The 25,642-nt window shown below is 68.7% G+C and carries 22 protein-coding genes and 3 tRNA genes; 21 read left to right on the top strand and 4 right to left on the bottom strand.

Annotation, left to right across the window (positions count from 1 at the left end):
• The first annotated feature begins 197 nt into the window (after window positions 1-197).
• From ACFYMM_RS03195 to ACFYMM_RS03185, 3 genes are all read left to right on the top strand, one after another.
• The gene (locus ACFYMM_RS03195) at window positions 198-743 is read left to right on the top strand and encodes a GntR family transcriptional regulator (RefSeq protein WP_388383208.1); all 546 of its coding nucleotides are present in this window, start codon (window positions 198-200) and stop codon (window positions 741-743) included.
• Entirely contained in the window at window positions 740-1,513 is a 774-nt protein-coding gene (locus ACFYMM_RS03190) for a GntR family transcriptional regulator (protein ID WP_388383324.1), read from the top strand. The genes ACFYMM_RS03195 and ACFYMM_RS03190 overlap by 4 nt, the downstream gene beginning before the upstream one ends.
• A gap of 215 nt (window positions 1,514-1,728) precedes the next feature.
• On the top strand, window positions 1,729-1,941 hold the full coding sequence (locus ACFYMM_RS03185; protein ID WP_388383207.1) for a hypothetical protein: 213 nt from the start codon (window positions 1,729-1,731) through the stop codon (window positions 1,939-1,941).
• 79 nt (window positions 1,942-2,020) lie between these two features.
• On the opposite strand, the gene ACFYMM_RS03180 is transcribed toward ACFYMM_RS03185, so the two are convergent.
• Together ACFYMM_RS03180 and ACFYMM_RS03175 are read right to left on the bottom strand one after the other, a co-directional pair.
• On the bottom strand, window positions 2,021-2,677 hold the full coding sequence (locus ACFYMM_RS03180; RefSeq protein ID WP_388383205.1) for an NAD(P)H-binding protein: 657 nt from the start codon (window positions 2,675-2,677) through the stop codon (window positions 2,021-2,023).
• Between the two features lie 73 nt (window positions 2,678-2,750).
• A complete protein-coding gene (locus tag ACFYMM_RS03175; RefSeq protein ID WP_388383203.1) occupies window positions 2,751-4,016 on the bottom strand; it encodes an amidohydrolase family protein in 1,266 nt (421 codons plus the stop codon).
• 351 nt (window positions 4,017-4,367) lie between these two features.
• Here ACFYMM_RS03175 and ACFYMM_RS03170 point away from each other — a divergent pair.
• The 8 genes from ACFYMM_RS03170 to ACFYMM_RS03135 all read left to right on the top strand — a co-directional run bounded on the left by ACFYMM_RS03170 (window position 4,368) and on the right by ACFYMM_RS03135 (window position 9,286).
• Window positions 4,368-4,440 (top strand) — tRNA-Thr (locus tag ACFYMM_RS03170).
• Window positions 4,441-4,485: 45 nt separating this feature from the next.
• Window positions 4,486-4,558: transfer RNA gene (locus ACFYMM_RS03165), tRNA-Met, on the top strand.
• A gap of 90 nt (window positions 4,559-4,648) precedes the next feature.
• A complete protein-coding gene (gene rpmG / locus ACFYMM_RS03160; RefSeq protein WP_003948671.1) occupies window positions 4,649-4,813 on the top strand; it encodes a 50S ribosomal protein L33 in 165 nt (54 codons plus the stop codon).
• A gap of 113 nt (window positions 4,814-4,926) precedes the next feature.
• Window positions 4,927-5,382: a MaoC family dehydratase N-terminal domain-containing protein gene (locus ACFYMM_RS03155; RefSeq protein WP_388383202.1), complete on the top strand. Its 456-nt coding sequence runs from the start codon at window positions 4,927-4,929 to the stop codon at window positions 5,380-5,382.
• Between the two features lie 7 nt (window positions 5,383-5,389).
• Complete coding sequence (locus tag ACFYMM_RS03150; protein ID WP_388383200.1) at window positions 5,390-5,818, top strand: MaoC family dehydratase; 429 nt, start codon at window positions 5,390-5,392, stop codon at window positions 5,816-5,818.
• Window positions 5,819-5,970: 152 nt separating this feature from the next.
• Window positions 5,971-6,540, top strand: a complete 570-nt coding sequence (locus ACFYMM_RS03145; protein ID WP_388383198.1) for a TetR/AcrR family transcriptional regulator — start codon at window positions 5,971-5,973, stop codon at window positions 6,538-6,540.
• Window positions 6,541-6,623: 83 nt separating this feature from the next.
• A complete protein-coding gene (locus ACFYMM_RS03140) occupies window positions 6,624-8,072 on the top strand; it encodes a DHA2 family efflux MFS transporter permease subunit (protein ID WP_388383196.1) in 1,449 nt (482 codons plus the stop codon).
• 158 nt (window positions 8,073-8,230) lie between these two features.
• Entirely contained in the window at window positions 8,231-9,286 is a 1,056-nt protein-coding gene (locus tag ACFYMM_RS03135) for a UDP-N-acetylmuramate dehydrogenase (protein ID WP_388383194.1), read from the top strand.
• Window positions 9,287-9,507: 221 nt separating this feature from the next.
• Here the strand turns inward: ACFYMM_RS03135 and ACFYMM_RS03130 are convergent, their stop codons facing one another.
• Window positions 9,508-10,557: an adenosine deaminase gene (locus ACFYMM_RS03130; protein WP_388383192.1), complete on the bottom strand. Its 1,050-nt coding sequence runs from the start codon at window positions 10,555-10,557 to the stop codon at window positions 9,508-9,510.
• Between the two features lie 142 nt (window positions 10,558-10,699).
• Complete coding sequence (locus tag ACFYMM_RS03125; RefSeq protein WP_388383191.1) at window positions 10,700-11,926, bottom strand: pyridoxal phosphate-dependent aminotransferase; 1,227 nt, start codon at window positions 11,924-11,926, stop codon at window positions 10,700-10,702.
• Between the two features lie 260 nt (window positions 11,927-12,186).
• Between ACFYMM_RS03125 and ACFYMM_RS03120 the strand changes: the two genes are divergently transcribed.
• From ACFYMM_RS03120 to ACFYMM_RS03075, 10 genes are all read left to right on the top strand, one after another.
• Window positions 12,187-12,259: transfer RNA gene (locus tag ACFYMM_RS03120), tRNA-Trp, on the top strand.
• Window positions 12,260-12,368: 109 nt separating this feature from the next.
• Window positions 12,369-12,656: a preprotein translocase subunit SecE gene (gene secE / locus ACFYMM_RS03115; RefSeq protein ID WP_388383189.1), complete on the top strand. Its 288-nt coding sequence runs from the start codon at window positions 12,369-12,371 to the stop codon at window positions 12,654-12,656.
• Between the two features lie 80 nt (window positions 12,657-12,736).
• Entirely contained in the window at window positions 12,737-13,612 is an 876-nt protein-coding gene (nusG, locus tag ACFYMM_RS03110) for a transcription termination/antitermination protein NusG (RefSeq protein WP_388383187.1), read from the top strand.
• Between the two features lie 152 nt (window positions 13,613-13,764).
• Window positions 13,765-14,199 (top strand): 50S ribosomal protein L11, encoded by a 435-nt coding sequence (gene rplK, locus ACFYMM_RS03105; RefSeq protein ID WP_316750050.1) that lies wholly within the window; start codon window positions 13,765-13,767, stop codon window positions 14,197-14,199.
• A gap of 102 nt (window positions 14,200-14,301) precedes the next feature.
• The gene (rplA, locus tag ACFYMM_RS03100) at window positions 14,302-15,027 is read left to right on the top strand and encodes a 50S ribosomal protein L1 (protein ID WP_388383186.1); all 726 of its coding nucleotides are present in this window, start codon (window positions 14,302-14,304) and stop codon (window positions 15,025-15,027) included.
• Window positions 15,028-15,243: 216 nt separating this feature from the next.
• Window positions 15,244-16,185 carry a hypothetical protein gene (locus ACFYMM_RS03095; RefSeq protein WP_388383184.1) on the top strand — a complete coding sequence of 314 codons (942 nt, stop codon included), beginning with the start codon at window positions 15,244-15,246 and terminating at the stop codon, window positions 16,183-16,185.
• 302 nt (window positions 16,186-16,487) lie between these two features.
• Window positions 16,488-17,018: a 50S ribosomal protein L10 gene (gene rplJ, locus ACFYMM_RS03090; RefSeq protein ID WP_388383182.1), complete on the top strand. Its 531-nt coding sequence runs from the start codon at window positions 16,488-16,490 to the stop codon at window positions 17,016-17,018.
• Window positions 17,019-17,135: 117 nt separating this feature from the next.
• Complete coding sequence (gene rplL, locus ACFYMM_RS03085; RefSeq protein WP_388383181.1) at window positions 17,136-17,519, top strand: 50S ribosomal protein L7/L12; 384 nt, start codon at window positions 17,136-17,138, stop codon at window positions 17,517-17,519.
• A 589-nt stretch (window positions 17,520-18,108) separates the two neighbouring features.
• Window positions 18,109-21,594, top strand: a complete 3,486-nt coding sequence (gene rpoB, locus ACFYMM_RS03080; RefSeq protein ID WP_388383179.1) for a DNA-directed RNA polymerase subunit beta — start codon at window positions 18,109-18,111, stop codon at window positions 21,592-21,594.
• Between the two features lie 97 nt (window positions 21,595-21,691).
• On the top strand, window positions 21,692-25,591 hold the full coding sequence (locus ACFYMM_RS03075) for a DNA-directed RNA polymerase subunit beta' (protein WP_388383178.1): 3,900 nt from the start codon (window positions 21,692-21,694) through the stop codon (window positions 25,589-25,591).
• Window positions 25,592-25,642 lie beyond the last annotated feature (51 nt).

Genomic DNA, 25,642 nt, shown 5'->3' with positions numbered 1-25,642 from the left:
CTTGCACGAGCAATCCCGAACCGACAAGGCCACGAAGCAGCCCAGAGAAGGCCCCTCCGTTTCGCTTCCGCTTGCGCGGTGGCGATAGACTGACCGTATCGCTATTCGCGAAAGGTAGCAAGGTTGAGGCGTGGGGCGTATCGCTTACTGTGTAAAGCGGCGAGGTTGGCAGCCCAACGGACTGAGATGGGGACCAGATGAGCAGCAGTGATTGGGTCAGTAGCTCGGTGCCGTACGTGGTGCCCAGGGCGAAGGGTGAGCGTGACGCGTGGCAGGACGAAGCCGCAGCCAAGGGGGGTGTGGGCAGTCAGCGCATCGTCCAGGCCGGCGAGGTGCCCGCGCCTGAGGAGGTGGCGACACTGCTCGCCATCGGGGACGGCGCTGACGTCGTAGTGAGGCAGAGGATCATCTATCTCGATGACCAGCCGACCGAGCTGACCGACACCTACTACCCGGTGGACATCGCCCGTGGCACTCGGCTGGAGGGAGCCGCCAAGATCCGGGGTGGCGCGGTCACACTCCTCGCGGAACTGGGCTACACCGCGCATCGCGTCCGCGAGGAAGTCTCAGCGCGGATGCCCACTGAAGCTGAACGGCGAGTGCTCGACCTCGCGGACGACGACCCTGTTCTGTGCATGACCAGGGTGACGTTGGACGCGGACGGGCGGCCCTTCCAGGTGGACGTGTCCGTCTTCCCTGCGAGCGGGCAGCGACTTCGTTACGAACTCGAACCGAGGAGCTGAACGTGCCCAAGGCTGAGCAAGACGCCTACGATCGGCGTCCCCTTCACGAGCGCATCGCGGCTGATCTGCGCGACGAGATCATGTCGGGCGATCTCCCGCCCGGGGCCAGTCTCCCGTCGACTCAGCGGCTCAAGGATCGGTTCGAGGCATCCAACGCGACCGTGCAGAAGGCGCTACAGGTCCTCAAGGACGAACGACTCGTGGTCGGCCGCGCTGGTGCGAGCGTCACGGTTCGGGAGCACCGGCAGGAGACCATCCGACCGGCCGACACGGGGCAGCCGGCGCCCCCTGGCGAGCAGTACTCATGGCTCACCGTGGCCAGCCGGCGGGGCAAGCGCGGAAGTATCGAGTTGGTGGATGTCGCGGAAGTGCAGCCGCCAGCGGACGTGACCGCAGCACTCGGGCTGGCCGAGGGGGAAACGGCCGTCATGCGGAGCCAAGTGCTCTCGTACGACGACGTGCCGGTGGAGCTGGTGAAGTCCTACTACCCTGTCGAGCTTGCCAGGGGGACAGCGATGGCCGAGCGCCGGAAGATTCGCGGCGGAACGCCCGCCCTGCTCGCAGAGATGGGGTACCCGCCGCGCAATACGGTGGACCGGGTGTCGGCCCGGGTGCCCACCCAGGAGCAGTTCGAGGCGTTGCAGTTGCCCAGTGGTCTCCCCGTGCTTCGCACGTTCCGGGTGGTCTACAGCGACGGAGAACGTCCGATCGAGGTCACGGTGATGGCCAAGGCCGGGCACCTCTATGAGCTTCAGTACGAGTTCGTCTGACCCGAGGATTCCCCCAGGTGTTCCCCAGGTGAGGAGATCGTCAGAAAAGCAGCAGCTCAGGGGCACTGAAAGCGGCCCGCTGTAAATCTGCCGGCTTCGCCTTCCCAGGTTCGAATCCTGGCGCCGCCACTTTGGGGATGACCCCCTCGGGACTGTGGAAACACAGTCCCGAGGGGGTCTCTTTGTGTTGTGTCCGCTCGGGGCACACTGGGGCCATGTCCTCCCGTCGCAGAACCTGTCCGGTGTGCCGTCGCGACATCGCCGTCGTCGCAGGGCGCTTCGCGCGGCACGATCCGCCCGGCGCGCGGGAGAGCGGGGGATTCGTCTCGTGCGCGGGTTCGCGACGGCAGGCGCAACTCGGGGCGGTCCAGCCGGCGTTGGACGGATACGCGGTGCCGGACTTCCCCGGGCAGCTGTCGCTCTTCTGACGGGTCGGCGACCGGTCGGGCGCTCCCTGCCGGACCGGCCGTCGGAGCCGTCGGAGCATTCAACGAACGGTGCGCGGCCTCAGTTCCCGGCCACCGACTTCACCGCCACCGACACCGGGGTGGACCCGCTGATCAGCTCCAGGGTCAGGCCGGCCGTGGCCGAGGTGTCCACCAGTTCGGCCAGCACGGCGGCCACGTCGTCGCGCGGGACCGGTCCCCGGCCTGTATGCGCCTCCAGGCGGACCAGACCGGTGCCCGCGTCGTCCGTCAGGCTGCCGGGCCGCAGGATCGTCCAGTCCAGGGCGTCCTGCCGCATCACGTACGCGTCGGCCTCGCCCTTGGCGCGCTGGTACACGTCGAAGACGTCGTCGCCCTCGTGTGCCGGATCCGCGCCCATCGAGGAGACGACCACGAAACGGCGTACCCGCGCGCGGACGGCCGCCTGCGCGAACAGCACCGCCGCGCCCTTGTCCACCGTCTCCTTGCGGGCCGCGCCGCTGCCCGGGCCCGCGCCCGCCGCGAAGACCGCCGCGTCCGCGCCCTGCAGATGCGCCGCGACCTCCTCCACCGAGGCCGACTCCAGGTCGAGCAGAACCGGTTCGGCACCGGCTTGCCGCAGATCGTCGCCCTGTTCGGGCCTGCGGATGATCCCCGCGACCTCTTCCCCGCGCGCGGAGAGCAGCCGCTCCAGCCGCAACGCGATCTGACCATGACCACCAGCGATGACAATGCGCATGATTCCGACCGTACGCCCGAAGGGACGCATCCGCCGCACGACTTGGCACCCGCCCCATCGGCGCACACCGTCGCTAGGAGAGTTCCTTGCGGCCCTGTCGGGGCAGGCCCAGTTCGGTCGTCACGGCGGAGTTGCAGTACTCGCGGACCGCGCTGGTGCGCGCCACCACGCGCCCCCGGTGCACCACGATCCTGCTGTACGCCAGCGACAGCGCACCGGCCAGGTGGTCACCGCGCAGAGCGAGGAGTTCGGCGGGGAAGCCGGCCTCCACCCGGACCTCGGGCAGGCCGAGGGCCGCGCGGGAGGACGTGCTCACCGCGTCGTAGGCCTCCTCGGCCCGCAGACCGCAGCGGGACGCGAGCAGGTAGGCCGCCTCCAGGGGGTCGCCCCGTCCCACGGGGTTCGACACGTCCCGCAGGGCGCCGCTGCCGGCCGCCACCCGCACCCCGGCCGCGCGCAGGACTCGTACCGGAACCATGCCCCGGCCGTCGGCCCCGCCGCAGCCGCCCTGGGGCAGGCAGACCACCGTCACACCGGCCGCCGCGAGCCGCTCCGCGACCCGGGCGGCCGACCCGGCGGGCAGGCGCGACAGGCCGGCGCACGGACCGATCGTCACGCCGGGGCGCAGGCCACCCGCCATGGCCGCGAGCCGGGACAGCCGGGCGGGATCGACCGCGTCCGTGTGCAGGTCGACCGGGCAGCCGTGCTCGGAGGCCACCTCCAGCACCGCCTCCACGTAACCCGTCGGGTCCGGGTCCAGGTCCGGGCATCCGCCCACCACGGAGGCGCCCATCTTCACCGCGTCCCGCAGCATCGCGAGCCCGTCCGCGCCGGCCGTACCGGTCAGCAGCCGTGGCACGGCCACCGCGGTCAGCTCCGCCAACCCCTGCAACGACCGCCGCGCCCGCAGAACGGCGGCCAGCGCGCCCAGCCCCTGCACATCGCCCACGCGCACGTGCGCCCGCAGCGCCGTCGCCCCGTGCCCGAGTTGCAGCAGCACCGCCTCCGTCGCGCGGCGCTGGACGTCCTCGGGGGTGTACGAGACCGGCCCGCCGCGCTCGGCGGACAGGGCGGTGTCGGCGTGGGCGTGGGGTTCGGCCGGGGCCGGCAGCAAGAGATATCCGCCGAGGTCCACGCGTGTGGCGCCGGTGCGGGCCCCCGGCGCCAGGCTGCCGGCCGTACCGACCGCCTCGATGCGCCCGTCGGCCAGCCGCACGTCCACGGTCCGGCCGTCGGTGAGCCGGGCCCCGCACAGCAGGAGCGCGGCCCTGTCGGGCTGTCCCGAGGAGCCCGAGGAGTCCGGCGACGACGGGGGCGGCTGCGGCTGGCTGTCGGGCATCGCGCTCCAGGGATCGGGCTGCGGCCTCGGGCGGGGCCGGGTGAGGACGCAGCAGTGGGGGCCGGGTGAGGGCGCAAGATCACGCAGAGTGAGTCGAGCCTAGGGTGACGAGCGGCACAGGGCGGGGAGGAGCGCAATAGTCGTACCGGCGTGGTCCGCCTCGGGGGACGGCCGTCGGGCACACGCGCGTGCGGCGCCTCGGAGGGGGCCGACGGGGTCGCCGGGAGACCCGTGACGGACCGGTCGAGGGTCGGCCGAGGGTCGGCCGGGGGCCGGTCCGGGGCCTGGTGTCGGGGGGCCCGAAACGGATTTGGGCGAACGGCTGCCGAGCGTGTAATGTCTTCATCGCTCGCCCCAATAGCTCAGTCGGCAGAGCGTCTCCATGGTAAGGAGAAGGTCTACGGTTCGATTCCGTATTGGGGCTCTGGTGTGAAAGGTTCCCGTCGCAAGGCGGGACCGATCGCATCACAGCGGTGTAGCTCAGTCGGTAGAGCAAGCGGCTCATAATCGCTGTGTCACCGGTTCAAGTCCGGTCACCGCTACTGACAGTAGCCGATTGCGGGGTCGGTCCTTCGATCGGCTACTCTTTCTTGCGTTGAATCAGTCCTATCCGTTCGTCAAGGAGCACTCACGTGGCTGCCACCGACGTCCGCCCGAAGATCACGCTGGCCTGCGTGGAGTGCAAGGAGCGGAACTACATCACCAAGAAGAACCGGCGTAACAACCCGGACCGTCTTGAGATGAAGAAGCACTGCCCGCGTTGCAACGCGCACACCGCGCACCGCGAAACGCGATAATCAGGCTCGTACGCGAGGCCGTCCCCACACCGGGGGCGGCCTCGCGTCGTTTCACCGGCTGGTGACCAGCCGATTCGTGGGCCATCACAGCAGACATCAGGAGGTGCCGGGCCATGGCGCTCGACCAGTCCTTCGTGGGGCGGAGCTACCCGCCCACCGAGCCCTACGAGGTGGGCCGGGAGAAGATCCGTGAGTTCGCCGAGGCGGTGGGGGAAGCCAATCCGGTGTACACGGACCCCGAGGCCGCCAAAGCGCTCGGCCACCCCGATGTGATCGCCCCGCCGACCTTCGTGTTCTCGATCACTTTCAGGGACGCCGGACAGGTCATCGAGGACCCCCAGCTCGGGCTCGACTACGGCCGTGTGGTGCACGGCGACCAGAAGTTCGCCTACAGCCGCCCGGTGCGCGCCGGTGACCGGCTGACGGTCGCCTCCACCATCGAGGGGATCAAGTCCATGGCGGGCAACGACATCCTCGACATCCGCGGTGAGGTGCACGACGAGGCGGGCGAGCACGTGGTGACCGCCTGGACCAAGCTGGTGGCGCGCGCGGCGGACGAGGGGGCGTGAGGAAGCGATGACGGCGAAGATCGCGTACGACGACGTCGAGATCGGCACCGAGCTGCCGGCCCAGACCTTCCCCGTGACCCGCGCCACACTGGTGCGCTACGCGGGGGCCTCCGGGGACTTCAACCCGATCCACTGGAACGAGAAGTTCGCCAAGGAGGTGGGCCTGCCGGACGTCATCGCGCACGGCATGTTCACCATGGCCGAGGCGATCCGCGTGGTCACCGACTGGACCGGCGACCCGGGTGCGGTCGTCGAGTACGGCGTCCGCTTCACCAGGCCCGTCGTCGTCCCGAACGACGACCGGGGCGCCGTGATCGAGGTCAGCGGCAAGGTCGGTGCCAAGCTCGACGACAACACGGTCCGCGTGGACCTGACCGCGACGAGCGGCGGCCAGAAGGTGCTGGGGATGTCCCGGGCGGTCGTACGACTGGCCTGAGGGAAGAGGTGAGGGTAAGGAGCGCCCATCAAGGGTGGGTGCCCCTTACTCGCGCTCGCCCCCTGCCCGCGTTCCGTCACCCCGCACTCCCTCACGCCCACTCCTGCCACCTCCCCTTGACTTGGTTAGTGATTGAGCACTAACTTCCAGGCATGGTCAGGATGAGCGCAGCCGAGCGGCGCGAGAGCGTGGTTCGCGCCGCGATCAGCGAGTTCGCGCGCGGCGGCTACCACGGCACGTCCACCGAGGCGATCGCCAGGCGGGTCGGGGTCTCGCAGCCGTACCTCTTCCGCCTCTTCCCCGGCAAGAAGGCGATCTTCCTGGCGGCGGCCGAACGCTGCGTCGAGGACACCATCCGCACCTTCGAGGAGGCCGCCGAGGGGTTGGAGGGCGAAGCGGCCCTGCACGCCATGGGCGCCGCGTACATCAGGGTCATCGAGGAGCGGCCGGAACGGCTGCTGATGCAGATGCAGATGTACGTCGCGGTGGCGGCCGCCGAGGAGGAGGGCGACCTGGCCTTCGGCGAGACCGTCCGCGCCGGATGGACGCGCCTGTGGGACGCCGTGAACCTGCCGCTCGGTGCCGACGTCAACGAGACGACGAACTTCCTGGCGTGCGGGATGCTCATCAACTGCCTGATGGCCATGGGGTTTCCGCCCGGACACCGGGTGTGGGAAGGGCTCTATCCATCGGCTCGCATCACCGGCCGGCTGGAGAAGTAGCGGGACCGCAGGGGTCGGTTCCGCCTTTTCATGGCCCGAGAAGTTAGTCATTGATAACTAACCGAAGACGCTCTGGGGGAGCGATGTCACAGCAGACCGCACAGACCACCACACGGCGCGGGGGAGCCGCCTGGGCCCTCGTGATCACCAGCGTCGCCGGATTCATGGCGGCCCTCGACAACCTCGTCGTCACCACCGCCCTGCCGTCCCTCCGCAAGGACCTCGGGGGCGCGCTGAGCGACCTGGAATGGACCGTCAGCGCCTACACGCTCACCTTCGCCGTCCTGCTGATGTTCGGTGCCGCGCTGGGTGACCGCTTCGGCCGCCGCCGGCTGTTCCTCGCCGGACTCACCGTCTTCACCGGCGCCTCCGCCGCCGCGGCCATGGCGCCCGGCATCGGCTCCCTCATCGCCGCACGCGCGGTCCAGGGCGTCGGCGCGGCCGTGATGATGCCGCTGACACTCACCCTGCTGACCGCGGCCGTGCCCGCCGCCAAGCGCGGAACCGCGTACGGCATATGGGGCGCCGTCAACGGCCTCGCCGTGGCCTCCGGCCCGCTCATCGGCGGCAGCCTCACCGAGCACGTCTCCTGGCACTGGATCTTCTGGCTGAACGTTCCGCTCGGCGTGGCCCTGCTGCCGCTCGCCCGGCTGCGCCTGGCCGAGTCCTTCGGCACCGGCGCCCGGCTCGACGTCCCCGGCACCCTGCTCGCCAGTGGTGGGCTCTTCGGAATCGTGTACGGCCTGGTCCGCGGGCCCGCCGACGGCTGGACCGACTCCCCGGTGCTGACCGCGCTGATCGCCGGGAGCGCCCTGCTGGCGGGCTTCGTCCTGTACAGCGCCCGCGCCGAGAACCCGATGCTGCCCATGCGGCTCTTCCGCTCCCGGGCCTTCTCCGGGATCAACGCGGCCAGCCTGCTGATGTTCGTCGGCATGTTCGGATCGATCTTCCTGCTCAGCCAGTACATGCAGGGCGTGCTCGGCTACTCGCCCACCGAGGCGGGACTGCGCATGCTGCCCTGGACCGGCATGCCCATGCTCGTCGCGCCCGTCGCCGGGATCCTCTCCGACCGCGTCGGCGGCCGTCCGGTCGTCGCCACCGGTCTGTTCCTGCAGGCCGTCGGGCTCGGCTACCTGGCCTCCCTGGTCACCGCGCACGCCTCCTACACCGCCCAGCTGCCCGGTCTGATCATCAGCGGCATCGGCATGGCCCTGTACTTCGCTCCCGCCGCCAACCTCGTCATGTCCAGCGTCCGCCCGCACGAACAGGGCATGGCGTCCGGCGCCAACAACGCGCTGCGCGAAGTCGGCGGCGCCCTCGGCATCGCGGTGATGTCGTCGATCTTCTCCGCACAGGGCGGCTACGCGAGCGCCCAGGACTTCGTCGACGGCCTGCGGCCCGCCCTGGTCACGGGCTCCGGGGTGGTCGCCCTCGGCGCCGCCGCGGCCCTGGTCATCCCGGGCCGGCGCCATGCCGGACGGGTCGTCGCCGAGGCGGAGCTGCCGCCGGTTCTGGGGGCGGTCGGCCACTGAGACCTCCGGCGGTCCGCCGCCGGACAGCGGCACGCGCGTGTACGGCTCCCGTCCCGACCAGGGGCGGGGTGGGGCCGTACGCGCGCGTGGGCGTTCCGGGCCTGCCGCGCGTCATGGCCGGCCAAGGGCTGTCGGTGGTGTCTCGTAGTCTTGGGCGCGTGCAGGAACTCCACGACGCCCCCCTCGCCCCGCTGACCACCTTCCGACTGGGCGGCCCCGCGGCCCGGCTGGTCACCGCCACCACCGACGCCGAGGTGATCGACGCCGTCCGCGAGGCCGACGACAGCGGGACACCGCTGCTCGTCATCGGTGGCGGGTCGAACCTGGTCATCGGCGACAAGGGCTTCGACGGCACCGCCCTGCGCATCGCCACCCGCGGGGCCGAACTGCGCGGTACGACGCTGGAGCTGGCGGCCGGCGAGGTGTGGACCGACGCCGTGACCGGCACCGTCGAGGCCGGGCTCGCCGGCATCGAGTGCCTGGCCGGCATTCCCGGCTCCGCGGGCGCCACGCCCATCCAGAACGTGGGCGCCTACGGCCAGGAGGTGTCCTCCACGATCACCGAGGTGATCGCCTACGACCGCCGGGCGGGCCGGACGGTCGCGCTCACGAACGAGGAGTGCGCCTTCTCGTACCGCCACAGCCGCTTCAAGGCCGACCCCGAGCGCTATGTCGTCCTGCGGGTCCGTTTCCAGCTGGAGGACGCGGACGGGCTGTCCGCACCGGTGAAGTACGCCGAGGCGGCCCGCGCCCTCGGCGTCGAGCCCGGCGAGCGAGTGCCGCTGGCCGCCGCCCGGGAGACCGTGCTGGGACTGCGGGCCGGCAAGGGCATGGTGCTCGACCCCGACGACCACGACACCTGGTCGGCGGGCTCGTTCTTCACCAACCCGATCCTCGACGACACCCAGTTCGCCGCGTTCCACGCGCGCGTGAGGGAGCGTCTGGGCGACGGCGTGGAGCCGCCCGCCTACCCGGCGGGCCAGGGCCGTACCAAGACGTCGGCGGCCTGGCTGATCGACCGGGCGGGCTTCACCAAGGGGTACGGCAGCGGACCCGCCCGGATCTCCACCAAGCACACGCTCGCCCTCACCAACCGGGGCGGTGCCAGCACCGAGGACCTGCTGGCCCTCGCCCGCGAAGTCGTCGCCGGAGTCCGCGAGGCCTTCGGCGTCACCCTCGTCAACGAGCCGGTCACGGTGGGCGTCAGCCTCTAGGGCTGCGACCGGAAAGGTTCACCGGCTCGCGACGCCGGGCACGGCACTCCCCCAGCCTTCGGCCGGGGGTACTCCCACGCCGCGTTGTCGCATCACCCGAGTACGTCCAGTACGCGGGCGACGCTCCGCCTTGCGATGTTCCCCCACTGCCTGAACGGCGTGGGAGGTGCCCCCAGCACCGGACGCCGCGAGCTTCTCGGCAAACCTTTCCGGTCACAGCACTAGACGGAGGACGCGGGCGGGCGGGCGAGCCAGTCGTCCACGCCCGCCAGCAGCTTCGCCCGCACGTCCGCCGGTGCCGCCGAACCCAGCAGCGACTGCCTGGCCAGTTCGGCCAGTTCCGCGTCCGTGAAGCCGTGGTGGCCGCGGGCCAGTTCGTACTGGGCGGCCAGCCGGGAGCCGAAGAGCAGCGGGTCGTCGGCGCCGAGCGCCATCGGCACCCCGGCCTCGAACAGCGTCCGCAGCGGCACGTCCTCGGGCTTCTCGTACACGCCCAGCGCCACGTTCGACGCGGGGCACACCTCACAGGTCACGCCCCGGTCCGCCAGCCGCTTCAGCAGCCGCGGATCCTCCGCCGCGCGCACCCCGTGCCCGATCCGGGCCGCGTGCAGGTCGTCCAGACAGTCGCGCACCGAGGCCGAACCGGCCAGCTCGCCGCCGTGCGGAGCCGCGAGCAGACCGCCGTCGCGGGCGATGGCGAACGCCCGGTCGAAATCCCGCGCCATGCCCCGCCGCTCGTCGTTCGACAGCCCGAAACCGACCACGCCCCGGTCCGCGTACCGCACCGCCAGCCGGGCCAGGGTGCGCGCGTCCAGCGGGTGCTTCATACGGTTGGCGGCCACCAGCACGCGCATGCCCAGGCCCGTCTCCCGCGAGGCCGTGTCCACCGCGTCCAGGATGATCTCCAGCGCCGGGATCAGGCCGCCCAGCCGGGGCGCGTACGACGTCGGGTCCACCTGGATCTCCAGCCAGCCCGAGCCGTCCCTCAGGTCCTCCTCGGCCGCCTCCCTGACCAGCCGCTGGATGTCCTCCGGCTCTCTGAGGCAGGAGCGCGCCGCGTCGTACAGCCGCTGGAAGCGGAACCAGCCCCGCTCGTCCGTGGCCCGCAGTCTCGGCGGTTCCCCGCCGGTCAGGGCGTCGGTCAGCGCCTCGGGCAGGCGCACGCCGTACTTGTCGGCCAGTTCCAGCAGGGTCGCGGGCCGCATCGACCCGGTGAAGTGCAGGTGCAGATGGGCCTTCGGCAGTTCAGAGACATCACGTACACGCTCCATTGGAGGATCCTGCCGTACGTTCCCGTGGTCCCGGTAGCGGATCGGGCGGCGGATTGCCCGGACGTGGTCTTGCTCGCACAAAGGAGCCAAAGAAACAGGGGCACATACGGGAACCCGTATGTGCCCCTGCCCAGGCGGGATCTCAGTCGCGGGCCTCCGCCAGCAGCTTCTGGATCCGGCTCACGCCCTCGACGAGATCCTCGTCACCCAGGGCGTACGACAGCCGCAGGTAACCGGGCGTACCGAAGGCCTCACCGGGGACGACCGCGACCTCGGCCTCCTCCAGGATCAGCGCGGCCAGTTCGACCGTGTCCTGCGGACGCCTGCCGCGGATCTCCTTGCCGACCAGGGCCTTCACCGAGGGGTAGGCGTAGAAGGCGCCCTCCGGCTCGGGGCAGACCACGCCGTCGATCTCGTTGAGCATCCGCACGATCGTCCTGCGGCGGCGGTCGAAGGCCTCACGCATCGTGGCGACGGCCTCCAGACCGCCGGAGACGGCGGCCAGGGCGGCCACCTGGGCCACGTTGGAGACGTTCGAGGTGGCGTGCGACTGGAGGTTGGTCGCGGCCTTGACGACGTCCTTCGGGCCGATGACCCAGCCCACCCGCCAGCCGGTCATGGCGTACGTCTTCGCCACGCCGTTGACCACGACGCACTTGTCGCGCAGCTCGGGCAGCAGCGCCGGCAGGGACACCGAGACCGCGTCGCCGTACACCAGGTGCTCGTAGATCTCGTCGGTCAGCACCCACAGGCCGTGCTCCACGGCCCAACGGCCGATCGCCTCGGTGTCGGCCTCGGAGTACACCGCGCCGGTCGGGTTGGACGGGGAGACGAAGAGGACGACCTTGGTCTTCTCGGTGCGGGCGGCCTCCAGCTGCTCCACGCTCACCCGGTAGCCGGTGGTCTCGTCCGCGACGACCTCCACCGGGACACCGCCGGCCAGGCGGATCGACTCCGGGTACGTCGTCCAGTACGGCGCCGGGACGATGACCTCGTCGCCCGGGTCGAGGATCGCGGCGAAGGCCTCGTAGATCGCCTGCTTGCCGCCGTTGGTGACCAGGACCTGCGAGACGTCGGGCTCCCAGCCGGAGTCGCGCAGCGTCTTCGCTGCGATCGCGGCCTTCAGCTCGGGCAGACCGCCGGCCGGGGTGTAGCGGTGGTACTTCGGGTTCTTGCAGGCCTCGACGGCCGCCTCGACGATGTAGTCCGGGGTCGGGAAGTCGGGCTCACCGGCGCCGAAGCCGATCACCGGACGTCCGGCGGCCTTGAGGGCCTTGGCCTTGGCGTCCACGGCGAGGGTGGCGGACTCGGAGATCGCGCCGACTCGGGCGGAGACCCGGCGCTCGGTGGGAGGGGTTGCAGCGCTCATGGGCCCCATCGTCCCAGACCGGAAACACGCCCGGCACGGGGGTTTCACGGACTGAACAGCATCGGGCCGATGCGTGAACACGGGTACGAATCCGGGCCCCCGCCAGGACGATCTTCCGTCGGGCGGGTCCGGACGGGCACTTTCTGTTCGACGCCGGGCGCCGGACCACGTACACTCTCACCTCGTTGGCCTTCAGCAGGCGCACACGCCAGGTGTACACCGAGCACCCGGTCGGATGCGGTACGTTGGGGGACAGACAAAGGGTCGTAGCTCAATTGGTAGAGCACTGGTCTCCAAAACCAGCGGTTGGGGGTTCAAGTCCCTCCGGCCCTGCTACACACACCGCCAGGATGTGTGCGCATGTACGTACAGCAGCGATGCACCGCCGTGCGGCTCAGAACCGGGCGCGGCACGGCCACGACCCGGGATCAGGTGAGGACGAATGACGGACGCCGTGGGCTCCATCGACACGCCTGATGCCCAGGACGAGCTGCCGGAGTCCAAGAAGAAGGCCCGCAAGGGTGGCAAGCGTGCCAAGAAGGGCCCGCTGAAGCGGCTCGGCACCTTCTACCGCCAGGTCATCGCGGAACTCCGCAAGGTCGTCTGGCCGACCCGCAACCAGCTGACGTCGTACACCACCGTGGTGATCTTCTTCGTCGCCATCATGATCGCCCTGGTGACCGTGATTGACTATGGGCTCAACCACGCGGCCAAGTACGTCTTCGGCTGAGCCAAGAGCGAAGGGCGCCGTGGTACCGGCGCCCGTTTTCGCATGTTCCACCCCTATGTATCCAGGAAGAAGCAGCCATCGTGTCTGACCCGAACCTGAACGACGCCACCGAGCCTCGCGAAAGTGCCGCCGAGGCGGTGGACGACGAGCTCGACATCGTCGAGGGCGCGGACGAGACCGACGAGTTCGAGGCTGCGGAGGCCGAGGCGGGAGAGGCGGCCGAGGAAGCCGCCCTGCACGTCGAGGACGACGAGACCGACGAGGACACCGACGAGAGCGAGGCCGACGAGGCCGAGGCCGTCGTCGAGGAGCCGGTCGAGGAAGAGCCCGCCGAGCCCGTCGACCCGATCCAGGCGCTCCGCGAGGAGCTGCGCACCCTGCCCGGCGAGTGGTACGTCATCCACACGTACGCCGGTTACGAGAACCGCGTGAAGACCAACCTGGAGCAGCGCGCCGTCTCGCTGAACGTCGAGGACTACATCTTCCAGGCCGAGGTGCCGCAGGAAGAGGTCGTCCAGATCAAGAACGGCGACCGCAAGACGATCAAGCAGAACAAGCTGCCGGGTTACGTGCTGGTCCGCATGGACCTCACCAACGAGTCCTGGGGCGTCGTCCGCAACACCCCGGGCGTCACCGGCTTCGTCGGCAACGCCTACGACCCGTACCCGCTGACCCTGGACGAGATCGTCAAGATGCTCGCCCCGGAGGCCGAGGAGAAGGCCGCCCGCGAGGCCGCCGAGGCCGAGGGCAAGCCGGCTCCGCAGCGCAAGGTCGAGGTCCAGGTGCTGGACTTCGAGGTCGGCGACTCGGTCACCGTCACCGACGGCCCGTTCGCCACGCTGCAGGCGACCATCAACGAGATCAACCCCGACTCGAAGAAGGTCAAGGGCCTGGTGGAGATCTTCGGCCGCGAGACTCCGGTCGAGCTCTCCTTCGACCAGATCCAGAAGAACTGACGCCTTCGGCGACTCAAGCCACCGGTCGGGTCAGACGGGCTGCACAGCCTGTCTGACCTGCTCGGTTTTTAGCCGCGCAGCACTACCCGTTAGGGTTGTGCGGTTGCCTTCGGGCACTCGGAAATCTACAGAGAAACGGGAGAGGACCCGAAATGCCTCCCAAGAAGAAGAAGGTCACGGGGCTCATCAAGCTCCAGATCCAGGCCGGCGCCGCCAACCCGGCTCCGCCGGTCGGCCCGGCGCTGGGCCAGCACGGCGTCAACATCATGGAGTTCTGCAAGGCCTACAACGCCGCGACCGAGTCGCAGCGTGGCTGGGTCATCCCGGTGGAGATCACGGTCTACGAGGACCGTTCCTTCACCTTCGTGACCAAGACGCCGCCGGCCGCGAAGATGATCCTGAAGGCCGCGGGCATCGAGAAGGGCTCCGGCGAGCCGCACAAGACCAAGGTCGCCAAGATCACCGAGGCGCAGGTCCGCGAGATCGCCCAGACCAAGCTGCCCGACCTCAACGCCAACGACCTGGACGCCGCCGCGAAGATCATCGCCGGTACCGCGCGTTCCATGGGCGTCACGGTCGAGGGCTGACCCTCACCTTCGTAGCAGTCATGCGGCCGTAGGAAGCCGCACGTGGCAGGGCCTGCTCGGCCCGTACACCACGACTCCTTTCAGAACACACAGGAGCAAGTTGTGAGCAAGCGCAGCAAGGCTCTCCGCGCTGCGGACGCCAAGGTCGACCGGGAGAAGCTGTACGCCCCGCTCGAGGCCGTCCGTCTCGCCAAGGAGACCTCCACGACCAAGTTCGACGGCACCGTCGAGGTCGCCTTCCGCCTGGGTGTCGACCCGCGCAAGGCCGACCAGATGGTCCGTGGCACCGTGAACCTTCCGCACGGCACCGGTAAGACCGCCCGGGTCCTGGTCTTCGCGACCGGTGACCGTGCTGCGGCCGCGGAGGCCGCGGGCGCCGACATCGTCGGCTCCGACGAACTGATCGACGAGGTGGCGAAGGGCCGTCTGGACTTCGACGCCGTCGTCGCCACCCCGGACCTCATGGGCAAGGTCGGCCGCCTCGGCCGCGTCCTCGGCCCGCGTGGCCTGATGCCGAACCCGAAGACCGGCACCGTGACCCCGGACACCGCCAAGGCCGTGACCGAGATCAAGGGCGGCAAGATCGAGTTCCGCGTCGACAAGCACTCGAACCTGCACTTCATCATCGGCAAGACGTCCTTCGAGGACGACAAGCTGGTGGAGAACTACGGCGCCGCGCTGGACGAGATCCTCCGTCTGAAGCCGTCCGCCGCCAAGGGTCGCTACATCAAGAAGGCCGCGATCAGCACCACGATCGGCCCCGGCATCCCGGTCGACCCGAACCGCACCCGCAACCTCCTCGTCGAGGAGGACCCGGCCGCCGTCTGAGCCCCCGCGCTCACCCGGTAGCCGCGTCAGGTACGCGCAAGCAAAGAGGGCGGGCCCCGCAACCTTCCAGGTGCGGGGCCCGCCCTCTTTCCTGTCGGTGGCAGGTACCGGTGGCAGGTACGGATGGTCGGCGTCGGTGGCCGGATTATTTCCGTACGGATGTCAGTGGCCTGGGTTAGCGTGCAGAGCACAGCGATCACACAGGGGTGGGGACCAATGAGGAACACGACCGTACGCCGGACGACTCTCGCGATAGCAGTGGTGGCCGCCCTGACGGGAGTGGCCGCCTGCGGCTCCTCCGGTTCCTCCGACGGCAAGGGCAAGGCCACGGGCGGTGCCCTGCAGGTCAGCCCCATCGCCGCCCTGCGCACCGCGGAGCAGTCCACGGACAAGGCGAACTCCGCCAAGGTCGAGTCGACCACCACCATCGGCACCGTGATGGCGATGACCGCGAAGGGCTCCGTCCGGTGGGGCCAAGGCCTCAACGGCACGCTCACCATCGACTACACCGGCGGCACGATGGCCGAGGCGATGCGCAAGACGGGCAGCACGTCCATGGAGGCGCGGTACCTGCCCGACGCCTACTACGCCCACATGAGTGACACCTTCGCCCGCCAGTCCGGCGGCAAGCACTGGCTCCGGTACGGCTACGACGACCTCGCCAAGATCGCCGGCGGTTCGGGCGCGTTCCTCAAGGACCAGATGCAGAACAGCACGCCGAACCAGTCGGTGAAGCTGCTGCTGGCCTCGGGGGATGTCAAGAAGGCCGGTGAGGCGACCGTGCGCGGTGAGCACACCACCCACTACGCGGGCACCGTCAGCGTCGCCGACCTCGCCGCCAAGACCTCCCACCTGCCGCAGAGTCAGCTGGACCAGCTGAAGAAGCAGCTCGCCCAGGCCGGTGTCACCACCGAGACCGTCGACATCTGGGTCAACGACCAGCAGCTGCTGGTCAAGTCGCACTCCACGGCCCACATGACCATGGGCGACATGGACCAGACCTCGTACTACAGCGACTACGGCGTACAGGTCCTGGTGCAGAAGCCCGCCGCGAGCGACACCATGGACTTCGCCCAGCTGCTGAAGAAGCTGGGCGGCTCGCCGAACACCGCGGTCGGCTCCGGCAGCGAGGTCGGCGGCTCCGGCGCGTCCTCCTGAGCGGCCGGCCCAGCCCCGTACGGGACCGATTTGCCTGACGGCGACCCGGTCCCGTACTCTTCCGAGGAAGCCAAAGACCGCTGGTCGTTGCCGTGCGCTCGAATGAGGGTGCGGTGGCCGAAGGATCCGCTGAAAAGTGGACGACCCGCGCAGGTGACTGTGGAAGAACTCCCGGAGCGAACGCGTTATCGCGTCTGCCGCCGGTCGAGTCCGCCCCGTGCGCCTGCGCCGGGGCGTTTCGTTTCCCCAGTCCTCCTTCGGGTCCGCGCGGTCCGAATCACCCGGAAGGAGGCCGAGGCTCTATGGCGAGGCCCGACAAGGCTGCCGCGGTTGCCGAGCTGACGGACAAGTTCCGCACCTCGAACGCTGCCGTGCTGACCGAGTACCGCGGTCTCACCGTGGCGCAGCTCAAGAACCTGCGCCGGTCGCTCGGTGAGAACGCCCAGTACGCCGTGGTGAAGAACACGCTGACCAAGATTGCGGCCAATGAGGCCGGGATCACCACGCTGGACGACCAGTTCAATGGTCCGACGGCTGTCGCCTTCATCACGGGTGACCCCGTGGTGTCGGCGAAGGGTCTCCGTGACTTCGCCAAGGACAACCCGAATCTCGTCATCAAGGGCGGTGTCCTTGACGGCAAGGCGCTGTCCGCCGACGAGATCAAGAAGCTTGCGGACCTCGAGTCCCGCGAGGTTCTGCTCTCCAAGCTGGCGGGTGCCTTCAAGGGCAAGCAGACTCAGGCTGCTCAGCTCTTCCAGGCGCTTCCCTCGAAGCTCGTCCGCACCGTGGACGCTCTTCGCGCCAAGCACGAGGAGCAGGGCGGTGCCGAGTAACTCGGCTCGCTTTCTGACCCGCGCCGCCTGAGGCGGCAAAGGTCGCAGCGGGCCGACGTACGCCCGCCTTACCCCGTACATCCGGCACCCGCCGAACAAGTGGAAGGATCGCCCATCATGGCGAAGCTCAGCCAGGAAGACCTGCTCGCGCAGTTCGAGGAGATGACCCTCATCGAGCTCTCCGAGTTCGTGAAGGCGTTCGAGGAGAAGTTCGACGTCACCGCCGCCGCCGCGGTCGCCGTCGCGGGCCCGGCCGGCCCGGCCGCCCCCGCCGAGGCCGTCGAGGAGAAGGACGAGTTCGACGTCATCCTCACCGGTGCCGGCGACAAGAAGATCCAGGTCATCAAGGTCGTGCGTGAGCTGACCTCGCTGGGTCTGAAGGAGGCCAAGGACCTCGTGGACGGCGCCCCGAAGCCCGTTCTCGAGAAGGTCGCCAAGGACGCCGCCGAGAAGGCCGCCGAGTCCCTCAAGGGCGCCGGCGCCTCCGTCGAGGTCAAGTGACCCCACGAGTCCTCCAGGACTCACCTGCGCGCTGACAGCGGCCCGGTAGGGCTGTAACGCGAACGCACCGAGGAGCGATCATCCATCCGGGTGGTCGCTCTTCGGCGTATCCGGGGGTCCGGCGGCGGCTACCTTGCGCCCACGGTCGCGGGGAGTATGGTGATCTTCGCCGTGGCCTTGAGCGCCCGTGGGGTCCGGCTGCAAGTGACGAGTGCAGCACCCGGTTTGGGCAAGGGGGGCCTTGACGAACCGCACGCAGCGCGCAATTCTCAGGACGCGTCGTCACAACGATCCGAATCCGAGGCATGGATCGACGGCGAAGAGGGCAGTATCAACGTGCGTTGAGGGCAGGATGCCAAGGGCTTTGACGGTAACGAGGGTCTCAAAGAACCCGCACTGGACATCAGTGTGCCAAGTGGCTACACTGACCCTTTGCGCTGCCTGTTAGCTGTCCCCTGCCCGTCACCAGGGGTCTGCCCTCCCTCGAGCATCGACGACGAACGTTCCCTGACCTGGGACTTCTGTCTCCGTGCGCGGGAGAGGGGCCGGTACGCGCGTAGTGAGTCCGAGCCCTCGGAAGGACCCCCTCTTGGCCGCCTCGCGCAACGCCTCGACCGCGAATACGAACAACGGCGCCAGCACTGCCCCGCTGCGCATCTCCTTTGCAAAGATCAAGGAGCCTCTCGAGGTTCCCAACCTGCTCGCGCTGCAGACCGAGAGCTTCGACTGGCTGCTCGGTAACACCGCCTGGCAGAGTCGGGTCGAGGAGGCTCTGGACAACGGTCAGGACGTCCCCACCAAGTCCGGCCTCGAGGAGATCTTCGAGGAGATCTCCCCGATCGAGGACTTCTCCGGGTCGATGTCGCTGACCTTCCGCGACCACCGTTTCGAGCCGCCGAAGAACAGCATCGACGAGTGCAAGGAGCGCGACTTCACGTACGCCGCGCCCCTCTTCGTGACGGCCGAGTTCACCAACAACGAGACCGGCGAGATCAAGTCGCAGACCGTCTTCATGGGCGACTTCCCGCTCATGACGAACAAGGGCACCTTCGTCATCAACGGCACCGAGCGTGTCGTGGTGTCGCAGCTGGTCCGCTCGCCCGGTGTCTACTTCGACTCCTCCATCGACAAGACGTCCGACAAGGACATCTTCTCCGCCAAGATCATCCCGTCCCGGGGTGCCTGGCTGGAGATGGAGATCGACAAGCGCGACATGGTCGGTGTCCGCATCGACCGCAAGCGCAAGCAGTCCGTGACCGTTCTGCTCAAGGCTCTCGGCTGGACGACCGAGCAGATCCTGGAGGAGTTCGGCGAGTACGAGTCCATGCGCGCCACCCTGGAGAAGGACCACACCCAGGGCCAGGACGACGCGCTGCTCGACATCTACCGCAAGCTGCGTCCGGGCGAGCCCCCCACGCGTGAGGCCGCGCAGACGCTTCTGGAGAACCTCTACTTCAACCCGAAGCGCTACGACCTCGCCAAGGTCGGCCGCTACAAGGTCAACAAGAAGCTGGGCGCGGACGCCCCGCTGGACGCCGGCATCCTGACCGTCGAGGACGTCATCTCGACGATCAAGTACCTGGTCAAGCTGCACGCCGGCGAGACCGAGACCACCGGTGACAGCGGCCAGTCGATCGTCGTCGAGACCGACGACATCGACCACTTCGGCAACCGTCGTCTGCGCAGCGTCGGCGAACTGATCCAGAACCAGGTCCGTACGGGTCTGGCGCGTATGGAGCGGGTCGTCCGCGAGCGCATGACGACCCAGGACGTCGAGGCGATCACGCCGCAGACCCTGATCAACATCCGGCCGGTCGTCGCCTCCATCAAGGAGTTCTTCGGCACCAGCCAGCTGTCGCAGTTCATGGACCAGAACAACCCGCTGTCGGGTCTCACCCACAAGCGCCGTCTGTCGGCCCTTGGCCCGGGTGGTCTCTCCCGTGAGCGGGCCGGCTTCGAGGTCCGTGACGTGCACCCCTCGCACTACGGCCGTATGTGCCCGATCGAGACCCCCGAAGGCCCGAACATCGGTCTGATCGGTTCGCTCGCCTCCTACGGACGGGTGAACGCGTTCGGTTTCGTCGAGACGCCGTACCGCAAGGTCGTCGACGGCCAGGTCACCGACGAGGTGGACTACCTGACCGCCGACGAAGAGGACCGATTCGTCATCGCGCAGGCCAACGCCACCCTCACGGAGGACATGCGGTTCGCCGAGAACCGCGTCCTGGTCCGCCGCCGTGGCGGCGAGGTCGACTACGTCGCCGGTGACGACGTGGACTACATGGACGTCTCGCCGCGCCAGATGGTGTCGGTCGCGACCGCCATGATCCCCTTCCTGGAGCACGACGACGCCAACCGTGCCCTCATGGGCGCGAACATGATGCGTCAGGCCGTGCCGCTCATCAAGTCCGAGTCCCCGCTCGTCGGCACCGGCATGGAGTACCGCTCCGCCGTCGACGCCGGCGACGTGGTCAAGGCCGAGAAGGCGGGTGTGGTCCAGGAGGTCTCCGCGGACTACATCACCACCGCCAACGACGACGGCACGTACATCACGTACCGCCTGGCCAAGTTCGCCCGTTCCAACCAGGGCACCTCGGTCAACCAGAAGGTCATCGTCAACGAGGGCGACCACGTCATCGAGGGCCAGGTCCTCGCCGACGGTCCGGCCACCCAGAACGGCGAGATGGCCCTCGGCAAGAACCTGCTCGTGGCGTTCATGCCGTGGGAGGGTCACAACTACGAGGACGCGATCATCCTGTCGCAGCGCCTCGTCCAGGACGACGTCCTCTCCTCGATCCACATCGAGGAGCACGAGGTCGACGCCCGTGACACCAAGCTCGGCCCCGAGGAGATCACCCGGGACATCCCGAACGTCTCCGAGGAGGTCCTCGCCGACCTCGACGAGCGCGGCATCATCCGTATCGGTGCCGAGGTCATCGCCGGTGACATCCTCGTCGGCAAGGTCACCCCCAAGGGTGAGACCGAGCTGACGCCGGAGGAGCGCCTGCTGCGCGCGATCTTCGGTGAGAAGGCCCGTGAGGTCCGTGACACCTCGCTGAAGGTGCCGCACGGCGAGACCGGCAAGGTCATCGGCGTGCGCGTCTTCGACCGCGAGGAGGGCGACGAGCTGCCCCCCGGTGTGAACCAGCTGGTGCGCGTCTACGTCGCGCAGAAGCGCAAGATCACCGACGGTGACAAGCTCGCCGGCCGCCACGGCAACAAGGGTGTCATCTCCAAGATCCTGCCGATCGAGGACATGCCGTTCCTGGAGGACGGCACCCCGGTCGACATCATCCTCAACCCGCTGGGTGTCCCGTCCCGAATGAACCCGGGACAGGTCCTGGAGATCCACCTCGGCTGGCTCGCCAGCCGCGGCTGGGACGTCTCCGGCCTCGCCGACGAGTGGGCCCAGCGCCTGCAGGTCATCGGCGCCGACCAGGTCGACCCCGGCACCAACGTCGCCACCCCGGTGTTCGACGGTGCCCGCGAGGACGAGCTGGCGGGTCTGCTGCAGCACACCATCCCGAACCGCGACGGCGAGCGCATGGTGCTCCCGTCCGGCAAGGCGCGGCTGTTCGACGGCCGTAGCGGTGAGCCGTTCCCGGACCCGATCTCGGTCGGCTACATGTACATCCTGAAGCTGCACCACCTGGTCGACGACAAGCTGCACGCCCGCTCGACCGGTCCGTACTCCATGATCACCCAGCAGCCGCTGGGTGGTAAGGCGCAGTTCGGCGGTCAGCGCTTCGGCGAGATGGAGGTGTGGGCGCTGGAGGCTTACGGCGCCGCCTACGCCCTCCAGGAGCTGCTGACCATCAAGTCCGACGACGTCACCGGCCGCGTGAAGGTCTACGAGGCCATCGTCAAGGGCGAGAACATCCCCGAGCCCGGCATCCCCGAGTCCTTCAAGGTCCTCATCAAGGAGATGCAGTCGCTCTGCCTGAACGTGGAGGTGCTGTCCAGCGACGGTATGTCCATCGAGATGCGTGACACCGACGAGGATGTCTTCCGCGCAGCGGAGGAGCTCGGCATCGACCTGTCCCGGCGCGAGCCGAGCAGCGTCGAAGAGGTCTGACGGGAGTTGGGCGGGGCCCTCACCCACAGGGCCCCGCCGACCCCCAGGCCCCCGTTTCAGACCACAGACTTACGACCCTGAGAGGGATTGACGCATAGTGCTCGACGTCAACTTCTTCGACGAGCTCCGGATCGGCCTGGCCACCGCTGACGACATCCGTCAGTGGAGCCACGGCGAGGTCAAGAAGCCCGAGACGATCAACTACCGCACGCTCAAGCCCGAAAAGGACGGACTCTTCTGCGAGAAGATCTTCGGTCCGACCCGGGACTGGGAGTGCTACTGCGGCAAGTACAAGCGCGTCCGCTTCAAGGGCATCATCTGCGAGCGCTGTGGCGTCGAGGTCACCCGCGCCAAGGTGCGCCGTGAGCGGATGGGCCACATCGAACTGGCCGCCCCCGTCACGCACATCTGGTACTTCAAGGGTGTTCCCTCGCGCCTCGGCTACCTGCTGGACCTGGCGCCGAAGGACCTCGAGAAGGTCATCTACTTCGCGGCGTACATGATCACGTTCGTCGACGAGGAGCGCCGTACCCGCGACCTGCCCTCCCTGGAGGCGCACGTCTCGGTCGAGCGGCAGCAGATCGAGAACCGTCGCGACGCCGACCTCGAAGCCCGCGCCAAGAAGCTGGAGAGCGACCTGGCCGAGCTGGAGGCCGAGGGCGCCAAGGCCGATGTGCGCCGCAAGGTGCGCGAGGGTGCCGAGCGCGAGATGAAGCAGCTGCGCGACCGCGCGCAGCGCGAGATCGACCGTCTCGACGAGGTGTGGACCCGCTTCAAGAACCTCAAGGTCCAGGACCTGGAGGGCGACGAGCTGCTCTACCGCGAGCTGCGTGACCGCTTCGGCACGTACTTCGACGGTTCGATGGGTGCCGCGGCGCTGCAGAAGCGCCTGGAGTCCTTCGACCTGGAGGAGGAGGCCGAGCGCCTCCGCGAGATCATCCGCACCGGCAAGGGCCAGAAGAAGACCCGCGCCCTGAAGCGGCTGAAGGTCGTCTCCGCGTTCCTGCAGACGTCCAACAGCCCCAAGGGCATGGTCCTCGACTGCGTCCCGGTCATCCCGCCGGACCTCCGCCCGATGGTGCAGCTGGACGGTGGCCGCTTCGCGACCTCCGACCTGAACGACCTGTACCGCCGCGTGATCAACCGCAACAACCGTCTGAAGAGGCTCCTCGACCTCGGCGCGCCCGAGATCATCGTCAACAACGAGAAGCGCATGCTTCAGGAGGCTGTTGACGCCCTCTTCGACAACGGCCGTCGCGGCCGTCCGGTCACCGGCCCCGGCAACCGCCCGCTGAAGTCCCTCAGCGACATGCTGAAGGGCAAGCAGGGCCGTTTCCGTCAGAACCTGCTCGGCAAGCGTGTGGACTACTCCGCGCGTTCCGTGATCGTCGTCGGTCCGCAGCTGAAGCTGCACCAGTGCGGTCTGCCGAAGGCGATGGCGCTGGAGCTGTTCAAGCCGTTCGTGATGAAGCGGCTCGTGGACCTCAACCACGCGCAGAACATCAAGAGCGCCAAGCGCATGGTCGAGCGCGGCCGCACCGTCGTGTACGACGTCCTCGAAGAGGTCATCGCCGAGCACCCGGTGCTGCTGAACCGTGCGCCCACCCTGCACCGCCTCGGCATCCAGGCCTTCGAGCCGCAGCTGGTCGAGGGCAAGGCCATCCAGATCCACCCGCTCGTCTGCACCGCGTTCAACGCGGACTTCGACGGCGACCAGATGGCCGTGCACCTGCCGCTGTCCGCGGAGGCGCAGGCCGAGGCCCGCATCCTGATGCTGTCCTCGAACAACATCCTCAAGCCCGCCGACGGCCGTCCGGTGACGATGCCGACCCAGGACATGGTCCTCGGTCTGTTCTTCCTCACCACCGACGGCGAGCTGCGTGACACCAAGGGCGAGGGCCGGTCCTTCGGCTCCACGGCCGAGGCGATCATGGCGTTCGACGCCGGTGAGCTGGCGCTGCAGTCGGCGATCGACATCCGCTTCCCGGTGGGCACCATCCCGCCGCGCGGCTGGACCCCGCCGGCGCGTGAGGAGGGTGAGCCGGAGTGGCAGCAGGGGGACACCTTCCGCCTGCGCACCACGCTGGGCCGCGCGCTCTTCAACGAACTGCTGCCCGAGGACTACCCGTTCGTCGACTACTCGGTGGGCAAGAAGCAGCTCTCCGAGATCGTCAACGACCTGGCCGAGCGCTACCCCAAGGTCATCGTGGCGGCGACGCTCGACAACCTGAAGGCGGCCGGCTTCTACTGGGCGACCCGTTCCGGCGTCACCGTGGCCATCTCCGACGTCGTCGTTCCCGAGGCGAAGAAGGAGATCGTCAAGGGCTACGAGGCGCAGGACGAGAAGGTCCAGAAGCAGTACGAGCGCGGTCTGATCACCAAGGAAGAGCGCACTCAGGAACTCATCGCGATCTGGACCAAGGCGACCAACGAGGTCGCCGAGGCGATGAACGAGAACTTCCCCAAGACCAACCCCATCTTCATGATGGTCGACTCGGGCGCCCGAGGAAACATGATGCAGATGCGGCAGATCGCGGGTATGCGCGGTCTGGTGTCGAACGCGAAGAACGAGACCATCCCGCGTCCGATCAAGGCGTCCTTCCGTGAGGGCCTGTCCGTGCTGGAGTACTTCATCTCCACGCACGGTGCCCGTAAGGGTCTGGCGGACACCGCCCTGCGTACCGCCGACTCGGGTTACCTGACCCGTCGTCTGGTGGACGTCTCGCAGGACGTCATCATCCGCGAGGAGGACTGCGGCACCGAGCGCGGCCTCAAGCTGCACATCGCGGAGCGCGGTGCGGACGGCGTGCTGCGCAAGGCGGAGAACGTCGAGACGTCCGTGTACGCGCGCTGCCTCGCCGAGGACATCGTGGTCGACGGTCAGGTCCTGGCCCCGGCCGGCACCGACCTGGGTGACGTCCTCATCGAGGAACTGGTGGCCCGCGGGGTCGAGGAGGTCAAGACCCGCTCGGTCCTGACCTGCGAGTCCGCCGTCGGTACCTGCGCGATGTGCTACGGCCGTTCGCTCGCCACCGGCAAGCTGGTCGACATCGGTGAGGCGGTCGGCATCATCGCCGCCCAGTCCATCGGTGAGCCCGGTACCCAGCTGACGATGCGTACCTTCCACACCGGTGGTGTGGCCGGTGACGACATCACCCAGGGTCTGCCGCGTGTCGTCGAGCTGTTCGAGGCCCGTACCCCGAAGGGTGTCGCCCCGATCTCCGAGGCCCAGGGCCGCGTGCGGATCGAGGAGACCGAGAAGACCAAGAAGATCGTCGTCACCCCGGACGACGGCAGCGACGAGACGGCGTTCCCGATCTCGAAGCGTGCCCGGCTCCTGGTCAGCGAGGGCGAGCACGTCGAGGTGGGCCAGAAGCTCACCGTGGGTGCCACCAACCCGCACGACGTGCTGCGCATCCTGGGTCAGCGTGCCGTCCAGGTGCACCTGGTCGGCGAGGTCCAGAAGGTCTACAACTCGCAGGGTGTGTCGATCCACGACAAGCACATCGAGATCATCATCCGGCAGATGCTGCGCCGGGTGACGATCATCGAGTCCGGTGACGCCGAGCTGCTGCCCGGTGAGCTGGTCGAGCGCTCGAAGTTCGAGACCGAGAACCGTCGTGTGGTCCAGGAGGGCGGTCACCCGGCCTCCGGTCGTCCGCAGCTGATGGGTATCACCAAGGCCTCGCTGGCGACGGAATCCTGGCTGTCGGCCGCCTCCTTCCAGGAGACGACCCGAGTCCTGACGGACGCGGCGATCAACGCCAAGTCCGACAGCCTCATCGGCCTCAAGGAGAACGTCATCATCGGTAAGCTCATCCCGGCCGGTACGGGCCTGTCCCGCTACCGCAACATCCGGGTGGAGCCCACCGAGGAGGCCAAGGCCGCGATGTACTCGGCCGTCGGCTACGACGACATCGACTACTCGCCGTTCGGCACCGGCTCCGGCCAGGCCGTTCCGCTGGAGGACTACGACTACGGTCCGTACAACCAGTAGGCGAGCAGCCGCTTGAACCGAAGGGCGGTCACCCCGTGGGGTGGCCGCCCT

Origin of the sequence: Streptomyces sp. NPDC006739, assembly GCF_042869815.1 — a bacterium.
GTDB lineage: Bacteria > Actinomycetota > Actinomycetes > Streptomycetales > Streptomycetaceae > Streptomyces.
Note: the sequence above shows the minus strand (reverse complement) of the source record. Positions and strands in the feature narration are given on the sequence as shown.

Coding starts and splice junctions, on each gene's coding strand:
- rplJ (WP_388383182.1), top strand. CDS start 16,488: ATGGCGAGGCCCGACAAGGCTGCCGCGGTTGCCGAGCTGACGGACAAG.
- ACFYMM_RS03145 (WP_388383198.1), top strand. CDS start 5,971: ATGGTCAGGATGAGCGCAGCCGAGCGGCGCGAGAGCGTGGTTCGCGCC.
- ACFYMM_RS03095 (WP_388383184.1), top strand. CDS start 15,244: ATGAGGAACACGACCGTACGCCGGACGACTCTCGCGATAGCAGTGGTG.
- ACFYMM_RS03180 (WP_388383205.1), bottom strand. CDS start 2,677: ATGCGCATTGTCATCGCTGGTGGTCATGGTCAGATCGCGTTGCGGCTG.
- ACFYMM_RS03125 (WP_388383191.1), bottom strand. CDS start 11,926: ATGAGCGCTGCAACCCCTCCCACCGAGCGCCGGGTCTCCGCCCGAGTC.
- rplK (WP_316750050.1), top strand. CDS start 13,765: ATGCCTCCCAAGAAGAAGAAGGTCACGGGGCTCATCAAGCTCCAGATC.
- ACFYMM_RS03155 (WP_388383202.1), top strand. CDS start 4,927: ATGGCGCTCGACCAGTCCTTCGTGGGGCGGAGCTACCCGCCCACCGAG.
- rplL (WP_388383181.1), top strand. CDS start 17,136: ATGGCGAAGCTCAGCCAGGAAGACCTGCTCGCGCAGTTCGAGGAGATG.
- ACFYMM_RS03150 (WP_388383200.1), top strand. CDS start 5,390: ATGACGGCGAAGATCGCGTACGACGACGTCGAGATCGGCACCGAGCTG.
- ACFYMM_RS03195 (WP_388383208.1), top strand. CDS start 198: ATGAGCAGCAGTGATTGGGTCAGTAGCTCGGTGCCGTACGTGGTGCCC.
- ACFYMM_RS03175 (WP_388383203.1), bottom strand. CDS start 4,016: ATGCCCGACAGCCAGCCGCAGCCGCCCCCGTCGTCGCCGGACTCCTCG.
- ACFYMM_RS03130 (WP_388383192.1), bottom strand. CDS start 10,557: ATGGAGCGTGTACGTGATGTCTCTGAACTGCCGAAGGCCCATCTGCAC.
- ACFYMM_RS03140 (WP_388383196.1), top strand. CDS start 6,624: ATGTCACAGCAGACCGCACAGACCACCACACGGCGCGGGGGAGCCGCC.
- secE (WP_388383189.1), top strand. CDS start 12,369: ATGACGGACGCCGTGGGCTCCATCGACACGCCTGATGCCCAGGACGAG.
- ACFYMM_RS03185 (WP_388383207.1), top strand. CDS start 1,729: ATGTCCTCCCGTCGCAGAACCTGTCCGGTGTGCCGTCGCGACATCGCC.